Source organism: Paraliobacillus ryukyuensis (assembly GCF_003315295.1).
Classification (GTDB): Bacteria; Bacillota; Bacilli; order Bacillales; family Amphibacillaceae; genus Paraliobacillus; species Paraliobacillus ryukyuensis.
In genome coordinates this window covers 1-18167 of the sequence record NZ_QNRI01000003.1, presented here as the reverse complement: position 1 = coordinate 18167, position 18167 = coordinate 1, and the positions used below count along the sequence as shown (strand labels likewise).

20 protein-coding genes and 11 tRNA genes are annotated in these 18167 nt (G+C 37.8%); 28 read left to right on the top strand and 3 right to left on the bottom strand.

The window, feature by feature from the left end:
- Window positions 1-568 precede the first annotated feature (568 nt).
- Window positions 569-2032: a degradosome RNA helicase CshA gene (gene cshA / locus DES48_RS06225; RefSeq protein ID WP_113867787.1), complete on the top strand. Its 1464-nt coding sequence runs from the start codon at window positions 569-571 to the stop codon at window positions 2030-2032.
- A gap of 40 nt (window positions 2033-2072) precedes the next feature.
- Here cshA and DES48_RS06220 read toward each other — a convergent pair whose 3' ends face one another.
- Both DES48_RS06220 and DES48_RS06215 read right to left on the bottom strand, forming a co-directional pair.
- Window positions 2073-2513: a hypothetical protein gene (locus DES48_RS06220; RefSeq protein ID WP_113867785.1), complete on the bottom strand. Its 441-nt coding sequence runs from the start codon at window positions 2511-2513 to the stop codon at window positions 2073-2075.
- A gap of 14 nt (window positions 2514-2527) precedes the next feature.
- Window positions 2528-3298, bottom strand: a complete 771-nt coding sequence (locus tag DES48_RS06215) for a rhomboid family intramembrane serine protease (RefSeq protein WP_113867784.1) — start codon at window positions 3296-3298, stop codon at window positions 2528-2530.
- A 215-nt stretch (window positions 3299-3513) separates the two neighbouring features.
- Here DES48_RS06215 and acpS point away from each other — a divergent pair, with 215 nt between their 5' ends.
- The 15 genes from acpS (at window position 3514) to DES48_RS06140 (ending at window position 15935) form a co-directional block, all read left to right on the top strand.
- Window positions 3514-3864 carry a holo-ACP synthase gene (acpS, locus tag DES48_RS06210; protein ID WP_113867782.1) on the top strand — a complete coding sequence of 117 codons (351 nt, stop codon included), beginning with the start codon at window positions 3514-3516 and terminating at the stop codon, window positions 3862-3864.
- A gap of 64 nt (window positions 3865-3928) precedes the next feature.
- A complete protein-coding gene (locus DES48_RS06205) occupies window positions 3929-5458 on the top strand; it encodes an NAD(P)H-hydrate dehydratase (RefSeq protein ID WP_113867780.1) in 1530 nt (509 codons plus the stop codon).
- Between the two features lie 53 nt (window positions 5459-5511).
- Window positions 5512-6531 carry a LolA family protein gene (locus tag DES48_RS06200; RefSeq protein ID WP_113867778.1) on the top strand — a complete coding sequence of 340 codons (1020 nt, stop codon included), beginning with the start codon at window positions 5512-5514 and terminating at the stop codon, window positions 6529-6531.
- A 146-nt stretch (window positions 6532-6677) separates the two neighbouring features.
- Window positions 6678-7796 carry an alanine racemase gene (gene alr / locus DES48_RS06195; RefSeq protein ID WP_113867776.1) on the top strand — a complete coding sequence of 373 codons (1119 nt, stop codon included), beginning with the start codon at window positions 6678-6680 and terminating at the stop codon, window positions 7794-7796.
- Window positions 7797-7918: 122 nt separating this feature from the next.
- Complete coding sequence (locus tag DES48_RS06190; RefSeq protein WP_079707749.1) at window positions 7919-8194, top strand: CopG family ribbon-helix-helix protein; 276 nt, start codon at window positions 7919-7921, stop codon at window positions 8192-8194.
- A gap of 4 nt (window positions 8195-8198) precedes the next feature.
- Entirely contained in the window at window positions 8199-8549 is a 351-nt protein-coding gene (locus DES48_RS06185; protein ID WP_113867774.1) for a type II toxin-antitoxin system PemK/MazF family toxin, read from the top strand.
- A 218-nt stretch (window positions 8550-8767) separates the two neighbouring features.
- Window positions 8768-9637: an RsbT co-antagonist protein RsbRA gene (locus tag DES48_RS06180; RefSeq protein ID WP_079707747.1), complete on the top strand. Its 870-nt coding sequence runs from the start codon at window positions 8768-8770 to the stop codon at window positions 9635-9637.
- Window positions 9638-9642: 5 nt separating this feature from the next.
- Window positions 9643-9999, top strand: a complete 357-nt coding sequence (locus DES48_RS06175; protein WP_079707746.1) for an STAS domain-containing protein — start codon at window positions 9643-9645, stop codon at window positions 9997-9999.
- Window positions 10000-10002: 3 nt separating this feature from the next.
- The gene (locus DES48_RS06170; protein WP_079707745.1) at window positions 10003-10404 is read left to right on the top strand and encodes an anti-sigma regulatory factor; all 402 of its coding nucleotides are present in this window, start codon (window positions 10003-10005) and stop codon (window positions 10402-10404) included.
- Between the two features lie 18 nt (window positions 10405-10422).
- Window positions 10423-11436: a PP2C family protein-serine/threonine phosphatase gene (locus tag DES48_RS06165; RefSeq protein ID WP_079707744.1), complete on the top strand. Its 1014-nt coding sequence runs from the start codon at window positions 10423-10425 to the stop codon at window positions 11434-11436.
- 61 nt (window positions 11437-11497) lie between these two features.
- Window positions 11498-11833, top strand: a complete 336-nt coding sequence (locus DES48_RS06160; protein ID WP_079707743.1) for an STAS domain-containing protein — start codon at window positions 11498-11500, stop codon at window positions 11831-11833.
- On the top strand, window positions 11833-12309 hold the full coding sequence (rsbW, locus tag DES48_RS06155) for an anti-sigma B factor RsbW (RefSeq protein ID WP_079707742.1): 477 nt from the start codon (window positions 11833-11835) through the stop codon (window positions 12307-12309). The genes DES48_RS06160 and rsbW overlap by 1 nt, the downstream gene beginning before the upstream one ends.
- Window positions 12281-13066, top strand: coding sequence for an RNA polymerase sigma factor SigB (gene sigB, locus DES48_RS06150; protein ID WP_079707741.1), 786 nt, complete (start codon window positions 12281-12283; stop codon window positions 13064-13066). Before rsbW ends, sigB begins: the two co-directional genes overlap by 29 nt.
- A gap of 3 nt (window positions 13067-13069) precedes the next feature.
- Complete coding sequence (locus DES48_RS06145) at window positions 13070-13660, top strand: PP2C family serine/threonine-protein phosphatase (protein WP_306291504.1); 591 nt, start codon at window positions 13070-13072, stop codon at window positions 13658-13660.
- 106 nt (window positions 13661-13766) lie between these two features.
- On the top strand, window positions 13767-15935 hold the full coding sequence (locus DES48_RS06140; RefSeq protein WP_113867772.1) for a Tex family protein: 2169 nt from the start codon (window positions 13767-13769) through the stop codon (window positions 15933-15935).
- Window positions 15936-15959: 24 nt separating this feature from the next.
- Here DES48_RS06140 and cmpA read toward each other — a convergent pair whose 3' ends face one another.
- Complete coding sequence (cmpA, locus tag DES48_RS06135; RefSeq protein WP_113867770.1) at window positions 15960-16076, bottom strand: cortex morphogenetic protein CmpA; 117 nt, start codon at window positions 16074-16076, stop codon at window positions 15960-15962.
- 140 nt (window positions 16077-16216) lie between these two features.
- Here cmpA and DES48_RS06130 point away from each other — a divergent pair, with 140 nt between their 5' ends.
- The 12 genes from DES48_RS06130 (at window position 16217) to DES48_RS06075 (ending at window position 18071) form a co-directional block, all read left to right on the top strand.
- Entirely contained in the window at window positions 16217-16690 is a 474-nt protein-coding gene (locus tag DES48_RS06130; RefSeq protein WP_113867768.1) for a SprT family protein, read from the top strand.
- A gap of 207 nt (window positions 16691-16897) precedes the next feature.
- Window positions 16898-16972: transfer RNA gene (locus DES48_RS06125), tRNA-Asn, on the top strand.
- 2 nt (window positions 16973-16974) lie between these two features.
- A tRNA-Ser gene (locus DES48_RS06120) sits at window positions 16975-17065 on the top strand.
- 16 nt (window positions 17066-17081) lie between these two features.
- Window positions 17082-17153, top strand: a tRNA-Glu gene (locus DES48_RS06115).
- A gap of 24 nt (window positions 17154-17177) precedes the next feature.
- Window positions 17178-17254, top strand: a tRNA-Asp gene (locus DES48_RS06110).
- 4 nt (window positions 17255-17258) lie between these two features.
- Window positions 17259-17333: transfer RNA gene (locus DES48_RS06105), tRNA-Gln, on the top strand.
- A 112-nt stretch (window positions 17334-17445) separates the two neighbouring features.
- Window positions 17446-17518 (top strand) — tRNA-Lys (locus DES48_RS06100).
- A gap of 39 nt (window positions 17519-17557) precedes the next feature.
- Window positions 17558-17644 (top strand) — tRNA-Leu (locus DES48_RS06095).
- Window positions 17645-17704: 60 nt separating this feature from the next.
- A tRNA-Arg gene (locus tag DES48_RS06090) sits at window positions 17705-17781 on the top strand.
- A 4-nt stretch (window positions 17782-17785) separates the two neighbouring features.
- Window positions 17786-17862 (top strand) — tRNA-Pro (locus tag DES48_RS06085).
- 52 nt (window positions 17863-17914) lie between these two features.
- Window positions 17915-17988 (top strand) — tRNA-Gly (locus DES48_RS06080).
- 6 nt (window positions 17989-17994) lie between these two features.
- Window positions 17995-18071: transfer RNA gene (locus DES48_RS06075), tRNA-Ile, on the top strand.
- Window positions 18072-18167: the final 96 nt, after the last annotated feature.

Sequence of the window (18167 nt, the reverse complement as noted above, 5' to 3'; positions counted from 1 at the left end):
GGTGAACAAGGGAAATAAACCGTTCTTTCTCTATAAATTAATCGGAAATCACGTATATTTTAACCCGAATAAAAGAAAATAAAAATAAAACAAGCAAGGGAGAAACGTTTAAAACGGTAATAATAAGGATAAATAAGTATAGGCTTTACTTTGCTGTTTCCATTATTACTATGCAAATGTTTGAAATACATACAGATTCTATGTAGAATTAATAGAGAGAGTATGGTAAGATGTAATAATCCATTGAATGCTCGATAGTTAGCCTCTTCCGTGCGTGGAGGAAGGCTTTTTTCACGTTAATGATTCAGGGAATGAAAACCCCCGTATTCAACTATACAATAGCAATAGGTAAACCTTCTATTACTTCTGTTTTCACTTCGATGTTGACAAAAGATACATGAAAACCACCTATAAGCATTTAAATTTATAGAGAAGCTTACAATCATAGAACTGTTAAGCCCACATGTGGCTAAAAAATAAATTCATACATCTTAACATACAAAAGGTCGTTAACGTGTGAAACGTGCGAATGATGAGATTTTAAAAAAAGAAGGAGTAGGAAAATAAATTGACAACATTTCAATCACTAGGTATTTCAAAACCAATCATGAAAGCTCTTGAAAAAATGGGCTTTGAAGAAGCAACACCAATTCAAGCACAAACAATTCCATTCGGATTACAAGGAAAAGATGTGATCGGACAAGCACAAACAGGTACTGGTAAGACAGCAGCTTTTGGTATTCCGATGCTTGATAAAATTGACAAAGATCAAAAGAAAATTCAAGGTTTAGTTGTAGCACCAACAAGAGAACTTGCTATTCAAGTATCTGAAGAAATTCATCGTTTAGGTAAATTCAAAGGGGTTCGCACCCTTCCAGTGTATGGAGGACAACATATGCAACGTCAAATTCGTGCATTAAAAGATGGTCCACATATTGTCGTTGCAACACCAGGTCGTTTACTAGATCATATTCGTCGTAAAACAATTGATACAAGCAATGTTCATACAGCAGTGCTTGATGAAGCAGATGAAATGCTTAACATGGGCTTCATCGACGATATTCGTGACATCTTAAAAGCAATCCCTGAGCAACGTCAAACATTGCTATTCTCTGCAACAATGCCAAAAGAGATCAGAGAAATTGCCACAACGTTGATGAAAAAGCCGGAAGAAGTAAAAGTAAAAGCAAAAGAAATGACAGTATCTAACATTAACCAATTTTTTGTTGAAGTCCAAGAAAAACAAAAATTTGATACGTTAACGAACTTGTTAGATATTCATGCGCCAGAACTTGCGATTATTTTTGGTCGTACGAAGAAAAGGGTAGACGAAGTAACAGAAGGTTTACATGCAAGAGGATTTCGTGCAGAAGGTATTCACGGTGACTTAACGCAAGGTAAACGTATGTCCGTATTAAACAAATTCAAAAATGGCCGTATTGAAATTCTAGTAGCTACTGATGTAGCAGCTCGTGGATTGGATATTTCTGGCGTGACACACGTGTATAACTTTGATGTACCACAAGATCCAGAAAGCTATGTGCACCGAATCGGTCGTACTGGTCGTGCTGGTAAAGGTGGAGAAGCAATTTCATTTATTACACCAAGAGAGATGCCACATCTTCACTTAATTGAAAAAACAACTAAAAGTAAGATGCAACGTCTGCAAGCACCTTCAGTTGATGAAGCGCGCCTTGGACAACAACAAATTACAGTTGATAAATTGAATCGCACGATTGAAAAAGCGAATTTACAAGATTATCGTGAAACAGCAGCAGAATTATTGAATCAACATGATTCAATGACTATCGTGGCAGCTGCATTGAAGATGATGACGAAAGAACGTCGTCAAACACCAGTAACACTTACATCGGTGCAACCAGTAAGTGTGAAAAAAGCGAATAATGATAAAAACAAACGTAAAAATTATCGTGGAGATAACAAGCGCAATTCTTATCGCAAAGGAAAACAAAGTGGAAGAAACCGCAAATTTCAAAATAAACGTGGATCAAACAATAAAAATAATTATTAATAACAAAAAACCAGCGCTTACCTAGCGCTGGTTTTTCTATCTAGAACAAAGATAATCCGATAATACTTATCACAGGAATGGAGTTAATTATAAAAATACCAACATATCCAAGGGATTGAATAAGCGTTGTATCCATCTTCGCTTGTTTCATTTGTTGATTTAATTGTTTTACACTCCCTATCACTTGCAGAATTGCAAAGCCAATTAAGGCTAAGAGCAAAACCAATGCAACAATTTGTGTAGTAGTTGATAGGACATAGCTTTCCAACTGGGTAAAGCCTAGAATAATAAGCAAAATGGGAATTACTTCTACTAAAGAAAATTGAATGAAATAACTCGTTTGCTCCTTTTGTAATACTTCAGCAGTTAGATCTCCCTGTCCTATACGATTTTCTAATCGTTTCATCAAGCGTTTGTAACAAAAAACACCACCAAAAACAGCTAGGAAGGAAGCGAGAAAAAATAAACTAACTGGATTCAAGTAAATTCCCCCTCTTAAAATAATGATAAATTTCGCAGTAAACCCAAAACAATAAGTACAATGATAATGCCCCAAATAATGTTGCGTGTGTTTTTTCCACGTAGAAATCGTCGCTTTTTCCAACGATTCGGATCAAAACCAATCTCATCGGGGTCTCGCTGGCGTCGTCTATTGCGCCAAGGAGAGAAAGGTTGTGTTTTTGTTAATATAACAGGTCCTAAAGCAATACCTGCAATGAAACCAAATAAATGGGCATAAATATTAATTCCAGGCCGAAGGAAGGTCATGAGTAAACCAATCACAGCAATGATAACAATGACCTGTGAACTAGATGGATCCATGAGATCTTTTCGAAAAAGGGTCATGAAAATATATACGCCAATAATGCCATACACTGCCCCAGATGCACCGTAAGAGAAATACCCTGGATCTGCCAATAAGACTGTAAATACGTTTCCGATAATGCCTGTAAATAAATACACGAAGATGAATTTGGCTTTTCCAAGCATTTGTTCTAATGCAGGGCCGAATAGGACTAATGAAAATGAGTTGAATAGTACATGTGTAAAGCTATTTGGAGCATGAATAAAGATAGAGGTAACTACACGCCAAAATTGCCCTGCTTCGATCGCGGCGTTAAAATTCCCTCCCCATAGAATTATCCATTGCTGCAGTGTAGGTGAAATAAATGTTAGCAGCCAGATAACCAGTTGTAGTGCAATTATCCCTGTAACAATTGGGTAAAATCTTAAAAAATCTTTAAATGATTCCGTTCGAAAAAACATAGCGATACTCCTTTATAAGTCATTTCTACTTGTAGCGGGTGAATGACAAAACGTAATAAAAAAAGTATAACATTATGTTGATATAGATAGCACTAATCTTGTATGATTTTTGGAAATTCACTACAGATTTCCGATGGCTGATCTATTTTTAGTAGAAAATCACTTTTTACTTTCGTTATACTAGGGTATATCAAATGAAAAGGACGTATGGATCAATGATTAACGGAATAGGCATAGACATAGCAGAGTTAAATCGTTTTCACCACGATCGGCAGCAGCGGCTAGCAGAAAAAATTTTAACGGAAACAGAATTACAACAATTCCAAAATTGTAAAACAGAAAAACGGAAACTAGAATTTCTAGCAGGGCGTTTTGCTGCCAAAGAAGCTTTTGCGAAAGCTTACGGTACTGGGATTGGAAAACTGGCTTTTAAAGATATCGAAGTTACAACAAATCAACTTGGAGCACCTTCAATTCAATCTTTTCATACAGCGAGGCAAAATGTTTTTCTTTCTATTTCTCATAGTGAACATTACGCTGTAGCTCAAGTAATCATAGAAAGCTAGACGAGCAATCAGCATATTTTACAAAGTAATCTCATATAGTTTAGTGCGGGTAGGAGGGAATGAAATGTATATTGTTACCGCAACAGAAATGTACGAAATGGATCGCTTGGCCATGGAGGAAAAAGGGCTGGATGGAAAAATTTTAATGGAGAATGCAGGACAAGCTGTAGCGAAAAAAATTAAATCACATATCAAAACGGAGGATATCATTCTTATTCTTATTGGTAGTGGGAATAATGGTGGTGATGGTTATGTGATCGCGAGGTACTTGTATAATCAAGGGTATTCACTACGAATCATTCAACTTGTTCCCAATGAAAAAATAACAGGAGATGCCGCCTATCATAAACACGTGTTAGAACAATTTGGGGCTGAGGTAGAATTATTTGAACAGATGGAAAGAAAACAACTAGAGGGTGCTATTCATCAAGCGGATATTCTGGTAGATGCAATGTTAGGCATAGGTATAAAAGGAAGTATTCGATCGCCATTTAAAGAAATGATTAAGCTAATAAATGATACAAAGAATCTAACTATTGCTGTTGATGTCCCTAGTGGTATGCCGATGGACGGTACGAGAGCACATGACCAAATCGTAAGAGCAGATTATACGTATGTGATTGGTGCCGCAAAAACGAGTATGTTTCATGCTAATCTTGCTCCTAATTTCGGACATTGGGAAGTGGTGGAGATTGGTTTACCTACGGAAGCTTTCCAACAGCTCACAAACAAGCAAATTTGGGGTCTTAATTTTGTACAAGCTACGCTACCCAAGCGATCGCCGTTTTCACATAAGGGTACACATGGGAAAGGGGTTATCATTGGCGGAAGCTTAGAAATGCCGGGATCCATTACAATGGCTGCGAAGGCCGCTTTACGTTCAGGTATAGGACTACTTACGGTCGCGACAGTGCAAGAAGCAATTTCATCTATTGCCGCACAATGTACCGAAGCGACATTTCATCGCCTAGCAGGTGAACATGGTACCATTGCCAAGCAACCAATGGATTTGTCGGGGTACGATGTTTGTTTAATTGGCATGGGGATGGGGAGGTCAGCACAATCAAGTACATTTACCAAACAATTGCTAGAAGAAACGGAACTACCAGTTGTGGTTGATGCTGATGGACTTAACCATATAAAAGACCATTTAGAACTATTGTCTAAGCGGAAAGCACCGACCATTTTAACGCCTCATCCTGGCGAAATGGCTACACTTTTAAAGGTTTCTGTTGCTGAAGTAGTAAACCATCCTTTTCAGGTTGCCAAAGATTTTGCGAAAGCCTATGGGGTCTATCTGGTATTAAAAGGAACCTATACGATTATTACAACCCCAGAAGGAAAACAATGGGTGAATACTACTGGTAACGCAGGACTTGCCAAAGGTGGCAGTGGTGATACATTAGCAGGTATAATAATGGCAATGATAGCTCAGAATCAATCGCTACCAGCGGCTATTGCCAATAGTTGTTTCATCCATGGGAAAGCAGCAGAATTACTTGTCGAACAAAGCCATTCTTCTTACGATCTTTTAGCAACAGATGTGATTGAAGCAATTCCTTCTGTTATTCGTACATTTCTATCAGAGCGATGATATTTTTTCATTCCCTTTTTGTCCTTGGATCTTGAATCGAAGGAGTTGTGACCATGAAAAAATACATCACTATATTGGTGATTCTCTCATTATTGGTTCTTGCTGGTTGTGGTGAAAAAACAAAAGAAGATGTCATTACCAAACTAGAGGACACATTAGAGTCGATGAGCGGTTATCAAACAAAAGCGACTATGCAGCTAAAGACAAGCGAAAAAGAACAAAGTTATGCGTTGGATATTGCCCACAAAAAGAAAGCCTATTATCGTGTGCTACTAAAAAATGATCAAGATGAAGCTGGCAGTCAAATTATTTTAAAAAATGAAGATGGGGTATTTGTCTTAACACCAGCACTAAACAAAAGTTTTAAATTTCAAAGTGACTGGCCAAGCAATACAAGCCAACCGTATTTATTCCAATCATTGGTCTCCGATATTAAAGCAGACAATGATGCGACGTTTAATATAACGGAAAATTACTATGTGTTTGAAACGAAAACGAATTATCAAAATAATACAACATTGCCGAGTCAACAGATTTATTTTGATAAAAAACAATTTACTCCTGTCATGGTAAAAGTATTAAATAAAGATCAAGAGGCCGTTGTTGAAGTGAGTTTTTCCGAATTCAAACTTGATCCAACCTTTGAAGATAAGATGTTTGAGATGGAAAACAACATGACCAGTAGCTTATTTGGAATTCCGGCTTCAGCAGATGTGGAAAATGAGAGTGATGGTGAATTAAGTGTACTTTACCCACAAAACTTATTAGGCAGTGAATTAGCAGAAACGACAGAAATAGATTTAGAAGATGGTCAACGCGTGCTATTGTCTTATGAGGGAGAGAAGAACTTTACCCTTGTGCAAGAAAAGCACACTAGTTACCCAACAACTGCAATGAAACCACAAACAGTAACCGGTAATCCAGTTAGTTTAGGATTTACGGTAGGGGCGCAAACCGATGCAGCATTGGAATGGAGCCACCAAGGCGTAGATTATTATTTAGCCAGTGAAGAATTAACAAAAGAAGAAATGATCGAAGTTGCTACCTCAATAACGACACAAGTTAGCAAATAACCCATGCAGAATAAAGTGAATACGTATACGAAGCAGAAACCTGTATCAAAGGGCTCTGCTTTTATTTTTTATTTTGAGTGCAATTCGCTATATTGACACAACCATTTACAAAGTAAATAATGATAATTATAAGGAGAGCGATTATCATGACAGAAATGTCCTATCGACCGACATGGATCGAAGTAGATCTAAATGCTATTGACTATAATATCAACCAATTAAAACGAAGATTATCAGAACATACAGAAATATTCGCGGTTGTAAAAGCGAATGGATATGGGCATGGAGATGTCGAGGTGGCGAAGGCTGCATTAAAAGCTGGTGCTTCGATGCTTGCGGTAGCCTTATTAGAAGAAGCGATAAAATTAAGACATGCAGGGATAGAAGTTCCAATTCTTGTGCTTGGGTGGGTTGCGCCAGAATATGCTCCAATTGCTGTAAAACATGATATTACATTAACTTTTTTCCAAAAAGAATGGGTACAATCAGTTAAACAATTGTCTTTTCGTGGTGCGCTGACCCTTCATTTGAAAATAGATACGGGAATGGGAAGAATTGGCGTGAAAACAGAAGATGAACTAACAGCCTTATTAGAAGAACTAGACGATGAAAGATTGCAGTTAACTGGTTTATTCACACACTTTGCAACAGCAGATGAAGCTGATTTGAATTATTTTCAACAACAACAACAAACCTGGTTATCTTTTCAACAACTTATTTCATCCTATCGACAGGATGTAATGTATCATACTGGAAACAGTGCTGCGAGCATGCGTTTTCCTGATAAAATGTTTGATGCCGTTCGTTTTGGTATAAGTATGTACGGGCTTTATCCTTCCGGTGTGGTGAAACAGGAGAAACCGATAGAACTTCAGCCAGCTATGTCTCTGCATAGTAAATTAGTTCATGTAAAACAACTTCCTCCAGGTAGTTTCGTTAGTTATGGTGCAACGTATACTACAAAAAGTGATGAATGGATCGGAACCGTTCCGATCGGGTATGCTGATGGACTTGCGAGGAGCTTAACTGGAATGGATGTGTTAATTGACGGGAAAAGGATGCCGATTGTCGGAAAAATTTGCATGGATCAATGTATGATTAAACTTGATCAATCATATCCTATTGGTACACAAGTAACATTCATTGGCAAACAAAGGAACGAAGAGATATCGATGGATGAGATTGCTGATCGCTTAAATACCATAAATTATGAAGTGGCGTGCATGTTAACGCAGCGTATTCGGCGAACATACGTAAATCAATAATAATTTCCTGTTAAATTCTCATGAAGATTTTTAAAAATGCCTTTGCAAAGCGCTTTTCATAATGATATGATAGGAATTGGATTAATCATTCGGACTTGTAGATTTGGTGGAGGTGTAGAGTTTTGACAGAAAGTGTGCAAGAAGTAGTTGTGCGATTACCTAAAAACCTACTTAATGAGGTGGATGGTCTTATGAAAAACGATAACAGTGATTTAAGTGAAATTATTTATCAGGCAACCAAATCGTATTTGCAAGATAGAAAGAAAAAACATATTCGTGAGTCTATGCAAAGAGGCTATATGGAGATGGCAAAAATTAATCTAAGTATTGCTTCAGAAGCTTTTCAAGCCGAAGAGGAGGCGGAAAACACCTTAGAGCGCATAGTGAGCGGGGTGTAGTATTTTGATGGTAAAAAGAGGCGAAGTATATTTCGCTGATCTTTCCCCTGTGGTCGGATCAGAACAGGGGGGCGTACGCCCAGTGTTGGTCCTACAAAACAATATAGGTAACCGCTTTAGTCCAACAGTTATTGTCGCGGCGATTACCGCTCAAATTCAAAAAGCAAAACTACCGACGCACGTAGAAATTGATGCGGAACGGTATGGTTTCGAACGCGATTCTGTTATTTTGTTAGAGCAAATTCGGACAATAGACAAGCAACGGTTGACGGACAAAATCACTTACTTAGATGACAACATGATGGGAAAAATCAATAAAGCGTTAGAAATCAGCTTAGGGTTAGCTGATTTTTAAATACATAAATGTTGAGAAAGATACTTATGTCTAAGATAGATATAAGGTCTTTTTTTATTTACAAAAAGTGTAGGAAAAACCCTGGAATTGTATGAAAAAAGAAAAAATAATCAGATATTCTGGTACTCTTTAACAAACAATGATAAATTATAATAAGACATTTATAAAATTAATTTGTTGTAATAAATAATTTCATTTCGATTCGGGGGAATATTTTAATGCATAAGAAGTTGCAAAGAATTGTTGTCGAAAACAGCGATACAATTATTAAGAACTGGCTTGAACAAGTTTCTGAAAAACGAAAAAATGAATATACAAATGCTATTTCAGAAGATTTATTTCAAAGTACCAGTCGTGAGTTTGTTAATGTTATTTTTACTAGTCTGGATAATCAAGGTCTAACAACAGAGCTAGATCAATTTTCAGAGCGCTTGATTAATTTGGGCTGGCCGTTAAGTTACATAACAGACGGTTTGCAATCATTCAGACGTGTAACGATCGATTTTATTTTAAGTCGGTCCGAACAGATTGATTCTGAACATTTTTCTACTGTATTAGATATGGTAGATGGTTGGGTAGACCCCATTATTAATCGCTTAGTAAATGAATACTCAGGAAGTTGGGAAAACACCGTTTCCTTGCAACGTGTAGCATTACAGGAATTGTCTGCACCACTTATTCCTGTAATGAAGAATATTACCATTATGCCGCTTATTGGTACGATTGATACAGAACGTGCCAAGCAGATTATGGAGAACTTATTAGAAGGTGTAATTAAACATAACTCTGAAGTTGTGTTGATTGATATTACAGGTGTCCCTGTAGTGGATACCATGGTAGCTCACCACATTATTCAAGCTGCTGAAGCAGTTCGTTTAATTGGGTCTACGTGTATTTTAGTAGGAATTCGTCCGGAGATAGCACAGACCATCGTTAACTTAGGAATTGATTTAGGTAAGTTTCCGACGAAAAGTTCCCTTCGAAAAGGTTTTGAAACTGCGTTAGAGTTAACTGATAGAAAAATTGTACGTTCGAAAGAGAAAGATCAAACAATCGAACATATGCTGAGTTCGTTAAATAAGGAGTGATTAACATGCGAATCCCAATTCTAAAACTACACCATTATTTGTTAATCTCCATTCAAATCGATTTAGACGACAAAACCGCTATTCAATTTCAAGAAGACTTATTGAATAAAATTCATAAAGAAGGCGCTACCGGTGTTGTCATCGATCTAACATCTGTTGATATTATTGATTCGTTTATTGCGAAAGTGTTAGGAGATGTAGTGACTATGTCCGATTTAATGGGGGCGAGAGTAGTTTTAACTGGCATTCAGCCTGCTGTGGCGATGACATTAATTGACTTGGGCATCCACTTGCAAGACGTGCCCACGGCATTAGATTTAGAACAAGGATTAATTAAACTTCGCCAGGAATTGGAGGACTAATCTATGGAATCCAAATCCTGTGTACATATAAGGCAAGAATGGGATATTGTAGGCGCTAGACAACTAGGACGTGAACGTGCAAAAGAAATTGGGTTTGGTACCGTTGATCAAGCTCGAATAGCAACAGCTATATCTGAACTTGCGCGGAACATATATCTTTATGCAGGAACCGGCAAAATCTGTTTTACGATCATCGATGACTTAGAGCACAAAGGGTTACAAATTATCGCGAAAGATGATGGGCCTGGCATTCGAGATATTAGTCAAGTGATGGAAGATGGCTATTCCACTTCTGGAGGACTCGGAGCTGGTTTACCGGGTGTCAAAAGGCTAATGGATTATTTCGATGTGATCTCTGAAGTTAATAAAGGGACAGAAATTCGCACGGCGAAATGGGTAAGGTAGTGGTGGGAGGTTTGTTGATTGGAAACGATTAGACTCGATCTAGAAAATTACCGAAATTTATTAAAAGAATATTTAGTTACAAAAGATGAAACAGCATTATATCGAGCAGAACAATTTAGCAAGCTCTCGATGCAACATAATGTTTCACCAGAAGAAATTGTTCATGTGCATATTGAGGCTTTAAAAGAATTGTATCCTGACTTACCTGAAGCAGTGGATGATTCATTGAATTTTTTATTAGAAGCGATGATCTCCTATGGTCTTGCTTATCAAGAATTTACCACACTGCGCCAGAAACAATCCGAGCTGAAATCAGAAATTTCGGTGGCGGCGAGAATGCAAGAAACGCTACTTTCCACCGTTAAGCCAGATATTAGAGGTTTAGAGATAGGTGCGATTAGTGTTGCTGCCAATCAAATGAGTGGCGACTATTACCACTTTGTTGCAGATAAAGATGATGATACATTAGGAATTGCTATTGCGGATGTCATTGGTAAAGGGATACCGGCAGCGCTAGCAATGTCGATGATAAAATACTCGATGGATAGTTTCCCAGAAAGTCAACGTAATCCAAGTGCTATTTTAGAAAATTTAAATCGAGTAGTAGAGCGAAATGTGGATCCGAGCATGTTCATCACTATGTTTTATGGTTTATATAACCCAAATAATGAGACTTTTTCTTATGCGTCCGCAGGTCATGAACCGGGTTTTTACTACCATTCTCGTAAAAATGAATTTGAAGAAATTGAAGCGAGAGGGCTAGTACTTGGTGCTACCGAGCAAGCTAAATATAAACAATATGAACGGAAAATTAAAAAAGACGATTGCATCATTTTGTTAACAGATGGTGTGACTGAATGTAGACTAGGCGATCGTTTCATTGAGCGAGATGAAATTCTAGAAGTAATACAAACCTATATTGATTTGCCAGCACAAGAAGCGGTTGAGCAGGTATATAAACACTTTGAACGCTTACAGGATTTCCATTTTCGGGACGACTTTACTTTAATTATTATCCGGAAAAACGTTTAAAACCCATTTTTCTAGGGTAAATGCAAAGGACGATTGAACGAAGACAATTGGGGGTAACTTTATGAATATTAATTTAAATGTCGAATTGGTTGAACAAGGAACCACTTTGCATTTAGTATTGAGTGGAGAGATTGATGCGTATACAGCTCCAAAGCTAAAGGAAGAGCTATTACCTTTAACAAAAAGAGCAGGTGCGAGCATTATCGTTGATTTGGAAAATGTTAACTACATGGATAGTACAGGATTAGGCGTATTTATCAGTGCATTAAAATCCACAAAAGAACATGGAAGTGAGTTAAAATTAGTGCAACTTCAAGATCGCGTGCGCCGATTATTTGAAATTACTAGTTTAGATAGTATTATTTCAATTGATTCAACAGTACGAGGTGGAAATTAATGGAACGATTTGATTTTGTCGAAATGAAAGTACCAGCAAAGCCAGAATTTGTGGGGGTTGCACGTCTTAGTACTTCAGGGGTAGCTAGTCGAATGGGTTTTTCTTATGAAGATATCGAAGACTTAAAAGTAGCTATTTCAGAAGCGATAACGAACGCTACCACGCATGCTTACAAGAATGAAGAAGAAGGAGAAGTAACCATCGGATTTGGTGTATACCACAATCGCTTAGAGATTATGGTTGCAGATCATGGTGGAAGTTTTAATTTAGCAAAAGTGAAAGAAGGCATTGGCCCCTATCGCCAATCAGAATCTATTGAACAACTTCGTGAAGGAGGGTTTGGTTTATTCTTAATTGATGCGTTGATGGATAAAGTGGAGATAAAAAATGAGTATGGAGTAATAGTTTTAATGACGAAATATCTCCATACAAATGAGGTGGGATTAGATGACGACCAAATCTCAGCCACACAATAAACGTGGGGATGAGATTTACCAATGGATACAGCATCTACAAAACAACCCTGAAGACGAAGAAATACAAGAGAAAGTTGTATTAACTTATCAAGATCTTGTACACTCAATCGCTCGTAAGTATGCGAAGAATAGTACGATACATGAAGATCTCGTCCAAGTGGGGATGCTGGGGTTACTAGCGGCAATAAGAAGATATGATCCAACATTAGGTAAATCATTTGAATCTTTCGCAATACCAACAATTATCGGAGAAATCAAACGCTTTATACGTGATAAAACGTGGAGTGTCCATGTTCCGAGGCGAATTAAAGAACTTGGTCCAAAGATAAAAAAAGCAACCGAAACATTATTAAATGATAACCAACGTTCGCCATCAGTTCCGGAAATCGCAGCTTATCTGAATGTTTCAGAAGAAGAAGTGCTAGAAACAATGGAAATGAGCCAAAGTTATAAAGCCCTCTCTGTGGATAAGAAGATAGAAGCGGATTCGGATGGTAGTACGGTATCAATCTTGGATTTAATCGGGGATCAAGATAAGGGATTTGAAGCAACGGAGCAACGACTTTTACTAGAAAAAGTTCTCCCCATTTTAACGGAAAGAGAACAAAAAATTCTGCAATACACCTATTTTGAAAACAAAAGTCAAAAAGATACAGGTGATTTATTAGGAATATCCCAAATGCATGTCTCTAGAATTCAGAGACGAGCGTTAACTAAACTTCGTGAAGCACTTCAAACAGATGGAACAGGAGCGTAATAAGTGGCACAATCTATGGATATCTCAGTTTTCCAACAACCGAAAAAAGGTAACTACTACTGTGGTGATAGTTACTATTATGCAGAAACTGAAGATGGGTTTATTTGTGCACTAGCTGATGGATTAGGTAGTGGAGAATTTGCGAAGGAATCTTCCCAAGCTGTCATGGATGTCATAAAGACGAATACGAAGTCGTCGATAGAACATATAATTAAACAATGCACACAACAATTAGCTGGTAAGCGTGGTGCGGTACTAGGCATCCTTAAAGTAGACTTTCAAGAAATGAATTATAGTTTTTCTTCTATTGGAAATATTGGTATGATGACGATATCAGATGAATCGGTGAAAAACCGTAACATTCCAAACGCGGGATATTTAGGTGGTTATCCAAAACCATTCAAAATACTACGTGATAAAATATCAGATAAAATGGTGTTTGTTATGTTTTCGGATGGTGTTAATTCGCTTGATTTGTCATCTCGTTTCTTTTTAGGGAAAGACGTTGATAAAATTACAGAATCATTCTCACATTACTTTTCACCTATACCTAGTGATGATACCACCCTGATTGTTATGAAATATAATGCCTAACAAGTTCTTATCATAATTGATAAGAACTTGTTTTATTTGGTTCAATTGAAGTTGGGAAAAAGATTACTTTTTGATACACTATAGTAGTAGAATAGGAGGAAATGATGTGACCGCATATAATAAAGAAAATATTATAAAATGGGTAGCAACAGAAACATCACTAGCTGCCCCATCGATCAAACAAGTAATCGCGCTATTAGAGGAAGGAAATACAGTTCCTTTTATTGCAAGGTATCGAAAAGAACAAACTGGTGCCTTAGACGAGGTCCAGATCAAAGATATTGAAGAAAAATGGTCTTATGCCCTGCATTTAGCGGAACGAAAAGAAGAAGTTATTCGCTTGATTGATGAGCAAGGTAAGTTGACAGAAGAACTACAGCAAGCAATTACCCAAGCAACGCAATTGCAACGTGTCGAAGATTTATATCGGCCATATAAACAAAAGAGAAGAACAAAAGCAACGATTGCGAAAGAGAAAGGCTTAGAGCCACTAGCAGATTTGATCTGGAATCAAAGTCTAATTAATTTAGAAGAAGAAGCAACGCATTACTTATCCGAAGAAGCAGAATTGCTGACGACGGAAGATGTATTACAAGGTGCTAACGATATCATTGCAGAATGGATTTCTGATGAACCGACATACCGTGAATACATTCGTGAAGCTACATATAAAAAAGGTTTACTACAGACTGTTGATAAGAACAAAGCCGATGATGAAAAAGGTGTATATGAAATGTACTACGCCTATGAGGAGCCAATTCGTTCAATAGTTGCTCACCGTGTTTTAGCAATAAATCGAGGAGAAAAAGAAGCTATCCTCAAAGTTTCTGTACTTCCTCCGACCGAACAAATAGAGAGCTATCTTAAAAAACAAGTCATCGCTATGCAGACAGCAGAATCTAGTCGTGTTTTCCTAGAGCAAAGTATATCTGACAGTTATAAACGTTTAATTCAGCCATCTGTTGAAAGAGAAATTAGAAATACATTAACAGAAATGGCTGAAAATCAGGCGATTGATATTTTCTCTAAAAATCTAAAAAACCTGCTACTGCAACCGCCGTTGAAAGGAAAAACAATACTTGGGGTTGACCCAGCTTTTCGAACAGGGTGCAAGCTAGCGGTAATTGATGAGACAGGGAAGATGCATAGCGTTAGTGTAATGTATCCTACCGCACCAAAGCATGATGTTGAAGGTGCAGAAAAAATTGTACTAGATTACATGAGAGATTTTCCAATTGAATTAATTGCAATTGGAAATGGAACTGCTTCTAGAGAAACAGAACAGTTTATTGCAAATCTAATTGAGAAACACGCATTAGCTGTTTCCTACATGATCGTCAATGAAGCTGGCGCTAGTGTGTACTCCGCTTCGAAACTAGCAAGAGAAGAATTTCCTGATTTACAAGTAGAAGAGCGAAGTGCTGTATCCATTGCAAGGCGTGTACAAGATCCGCTTGCTGAATTAGTGAAGATTGATCCAAAATCGATTGGTGTTGGACAATATCAACATGATGTTAGTCAAAAAAGTCTAAATGAATCCTTGACATTTGTTGTAGAGACAGCCGTAAACCAAGTTGGGGTGAATGTTAATACTGCCTCTTCTTCTTTATTACAATATGTATCAGGTTTAAGCAAGGCGGTTGCAAATAACATCATTAAACAGCGAGAAGAATTAGGGAAATTCACAAATCGCAACCAATTAAAAAAGGTTCCTCGTTTAGGTGACAAAACTTATGAACAGAGTATTGGGTTTTTGCGTGTTATTGATGGTGCAGAACCACTCGATCGAACACCAATACATCCAGAAAGTTACCAAGCTACGAATAAGTTGCTAGCGATGATTGGTTGCACTTCTGAGGATCTAGGTACAATGCAGCTTAAGCAGAAGTTGGATACATTAGAACCAGAAACAGTAGCAGAGGAATTAGCGATCGGAAAACTTACTTTATTAGATATCATGAAAGCATTACGAAGCCCAGAACGTGATCCTCGTGATGATTTGCCAAAACCACTGTTAAAGAAAAATGTACTTTCTATGGAAGATTTACAGCCAGGTCTTGAATTACAAGGAACGGTACGTAATGTTGTTGATTTTGGCGTATTTGTAGATATTGGTGTAAAGCAAGATGGACTTGTGCACATTTCAAAAATGTCTAAAAACTTTGTGAAGCACCCGATGGATATTGCTGCCGTGGGTGACGTTATAACTGTTTGGGTCGATCAAGTAAATGTAGAAAAGCAGCGTATCGCCTTAACAATGATAAAAAATGATTAAATCAAAAATAGAGAAGGTATCAATTCATTTTGATATCCTTCTTTCTTTATAAAAAAACCAACACTGATTCAGCATTTTTATCTGACTCTTATTCTTTGCATAAAAAGCAGCAACCATTTGTTTTTTAAACCAATTTGGCATAACCTATCTCCCCCAAGCCTTCTGAAACGAAAAGAAATGCGATCAGGATAATTACTATAAAATATGTATATGAATAAAAAAGGTGCATTGTTGAGTGGAGTAACTGCTAAAGAATTATATTGAGAGAGGAGGGAAAGCTAATGCAACAATCTGAATTAGAACAACTGGTGGATGATTTGTCGGTTACCTATTTTAAAAAGCCGTTTATTGATCATGTCAACTTTAATCAGCGATTGCGTACGACGGGTGGGAGGTACTTACCATCTGTGCGTAGAATTGAATTAAATCCAAAGTACTTAGAAGAATTAGGAATGAATGAGTTTATTGGAATTATTAAACATGAATTATGTCATTATCATTTACATATTGCGGGGAAAGGATATAAACATGGAGATAAGGAATTTAAACAACTATTAAAAGAAACAAATTCTCCACGACATTGTCAGGCACTTCCAACTACTTTACAGAAATCATTAATTGAGTATGTATGTCATGAGTGTGGTCAACATTATCAAAGACGAAGGAAGATTGATTTAAGCAAGTATCGTTGTGGAAAATGTCAGGGAAGATTGCAAAAAGTAGAAGTGAGCAAAACTTTCTATAATTTTAAATAAATCATTGACGAATGAAGTTACTTCATGTTAAGTTATATAAGCATTTGAATTTGTTTATTCTACGTCATTTGTATAATGAGCAAATGGCGGTACAATGATTTATTTAAAGTAATTACTTTGTTACTTTTTATTTTTTCAAAAACGACGTTGACAAACATTTATAGCTACGATATAATTTTTTACGTCGCTGATAAACAATTACATTATTCCACAGTAGCTCAGTGGTAGAGCTATCGGCTGTTAACCGATCGGTCGCAGGTTCGAATCCTGCCTGTGGAGCCAGTGGAGAAGTACTCAAGTGGCTGAAGAGGCGCCCCTGCTAAGGGTGTAGGTCGTGTAAGCGGCGCGAGGGTTCAAATCCCTCCTTCTCCGCCATTTTATTATGTTTTATGGCCCGTTGGTCAAGCGGTTAAGACACCGCCCTTTCACGGCGGTAACACGGGTTCGAATCCCGTACGGGTCACTTGATTTTGTCATAAAACGAATAGGTCCGGTAGTTCAGTTGGTTAGAATGCCTGCCTGTCACGCAGGAGGTCGCGGGTTCGAGTCCCGTCCGGACCGCCATTGTTGGGCTATAGCCAAGCGGTAAGGCAACGGTTTTTGGTACCGTCATGCGCTGGTTCGAATCCAGCTAGCCCAGCCATTACAACTTTAATATTGTGTATGTTTCTGATAAAAAACCTTTGAAACAGTTTTTGTTTTCGAAGGGTTTTCTATTGAAACCACGATTTATATCAAATATGGTTTTGCGGTTTGAGCCATTAGCTCAGCTGGCAGAGCATCGGACTTTTAATCAGAGGGTCGGAGGTTCGAATCCTCCATGGCTCATTATCAATGTGTGTTGCATACAAAGTAACAAGCATATATGCGGTCGTGGCGGAATGGCAGACGCGCTAGGTTGAGGGCCTAGTGGGAGGTAATCCCGTGGAGGTTCAAGTCCTCTCGACCGCACCAAAAAGAGTTGTTGACAACACATTTGAATGTATGTTATATTTAAATATGTCGCTTTACTAAGCGCCCGTAGCTCAATTGGATAGAGCGTTTGACTACGGATCAAGAGGTTAGGGGTTCGACTCCTCTCGGGCGCGCCATTTACGGGAAGTAGCTCAGCTTGGTAGAGCACTTGGTTTGGGACCAAGGGGTCGCAGGTTCAAATCCTGTCTTCCCGACCATCGCAAGGATTTATTGAAATAAATAACATTGTATGTCCATTTATGAAATGATGCGGGTGTAGTTTAGTGGTAAAACCTCAGCCTTCCAAGCTGATGTCGAGGGTTCGATTCCCTTCACCCGCTCCAATAAATGGGCCTGTAGCTCAGCTGGTTAGAGCGCACGCCTGATAAGCGTGAGGTCGGTGGTTCGAGTCCACTCAGGCCCACCATTTGATCTTTGAAAACTGAACAAAACAACCAATATGGTAAGAAGTAACATGCTAGTCAAGTTATGAGTAAAGACATCTCATAAAAGCACATTAGGT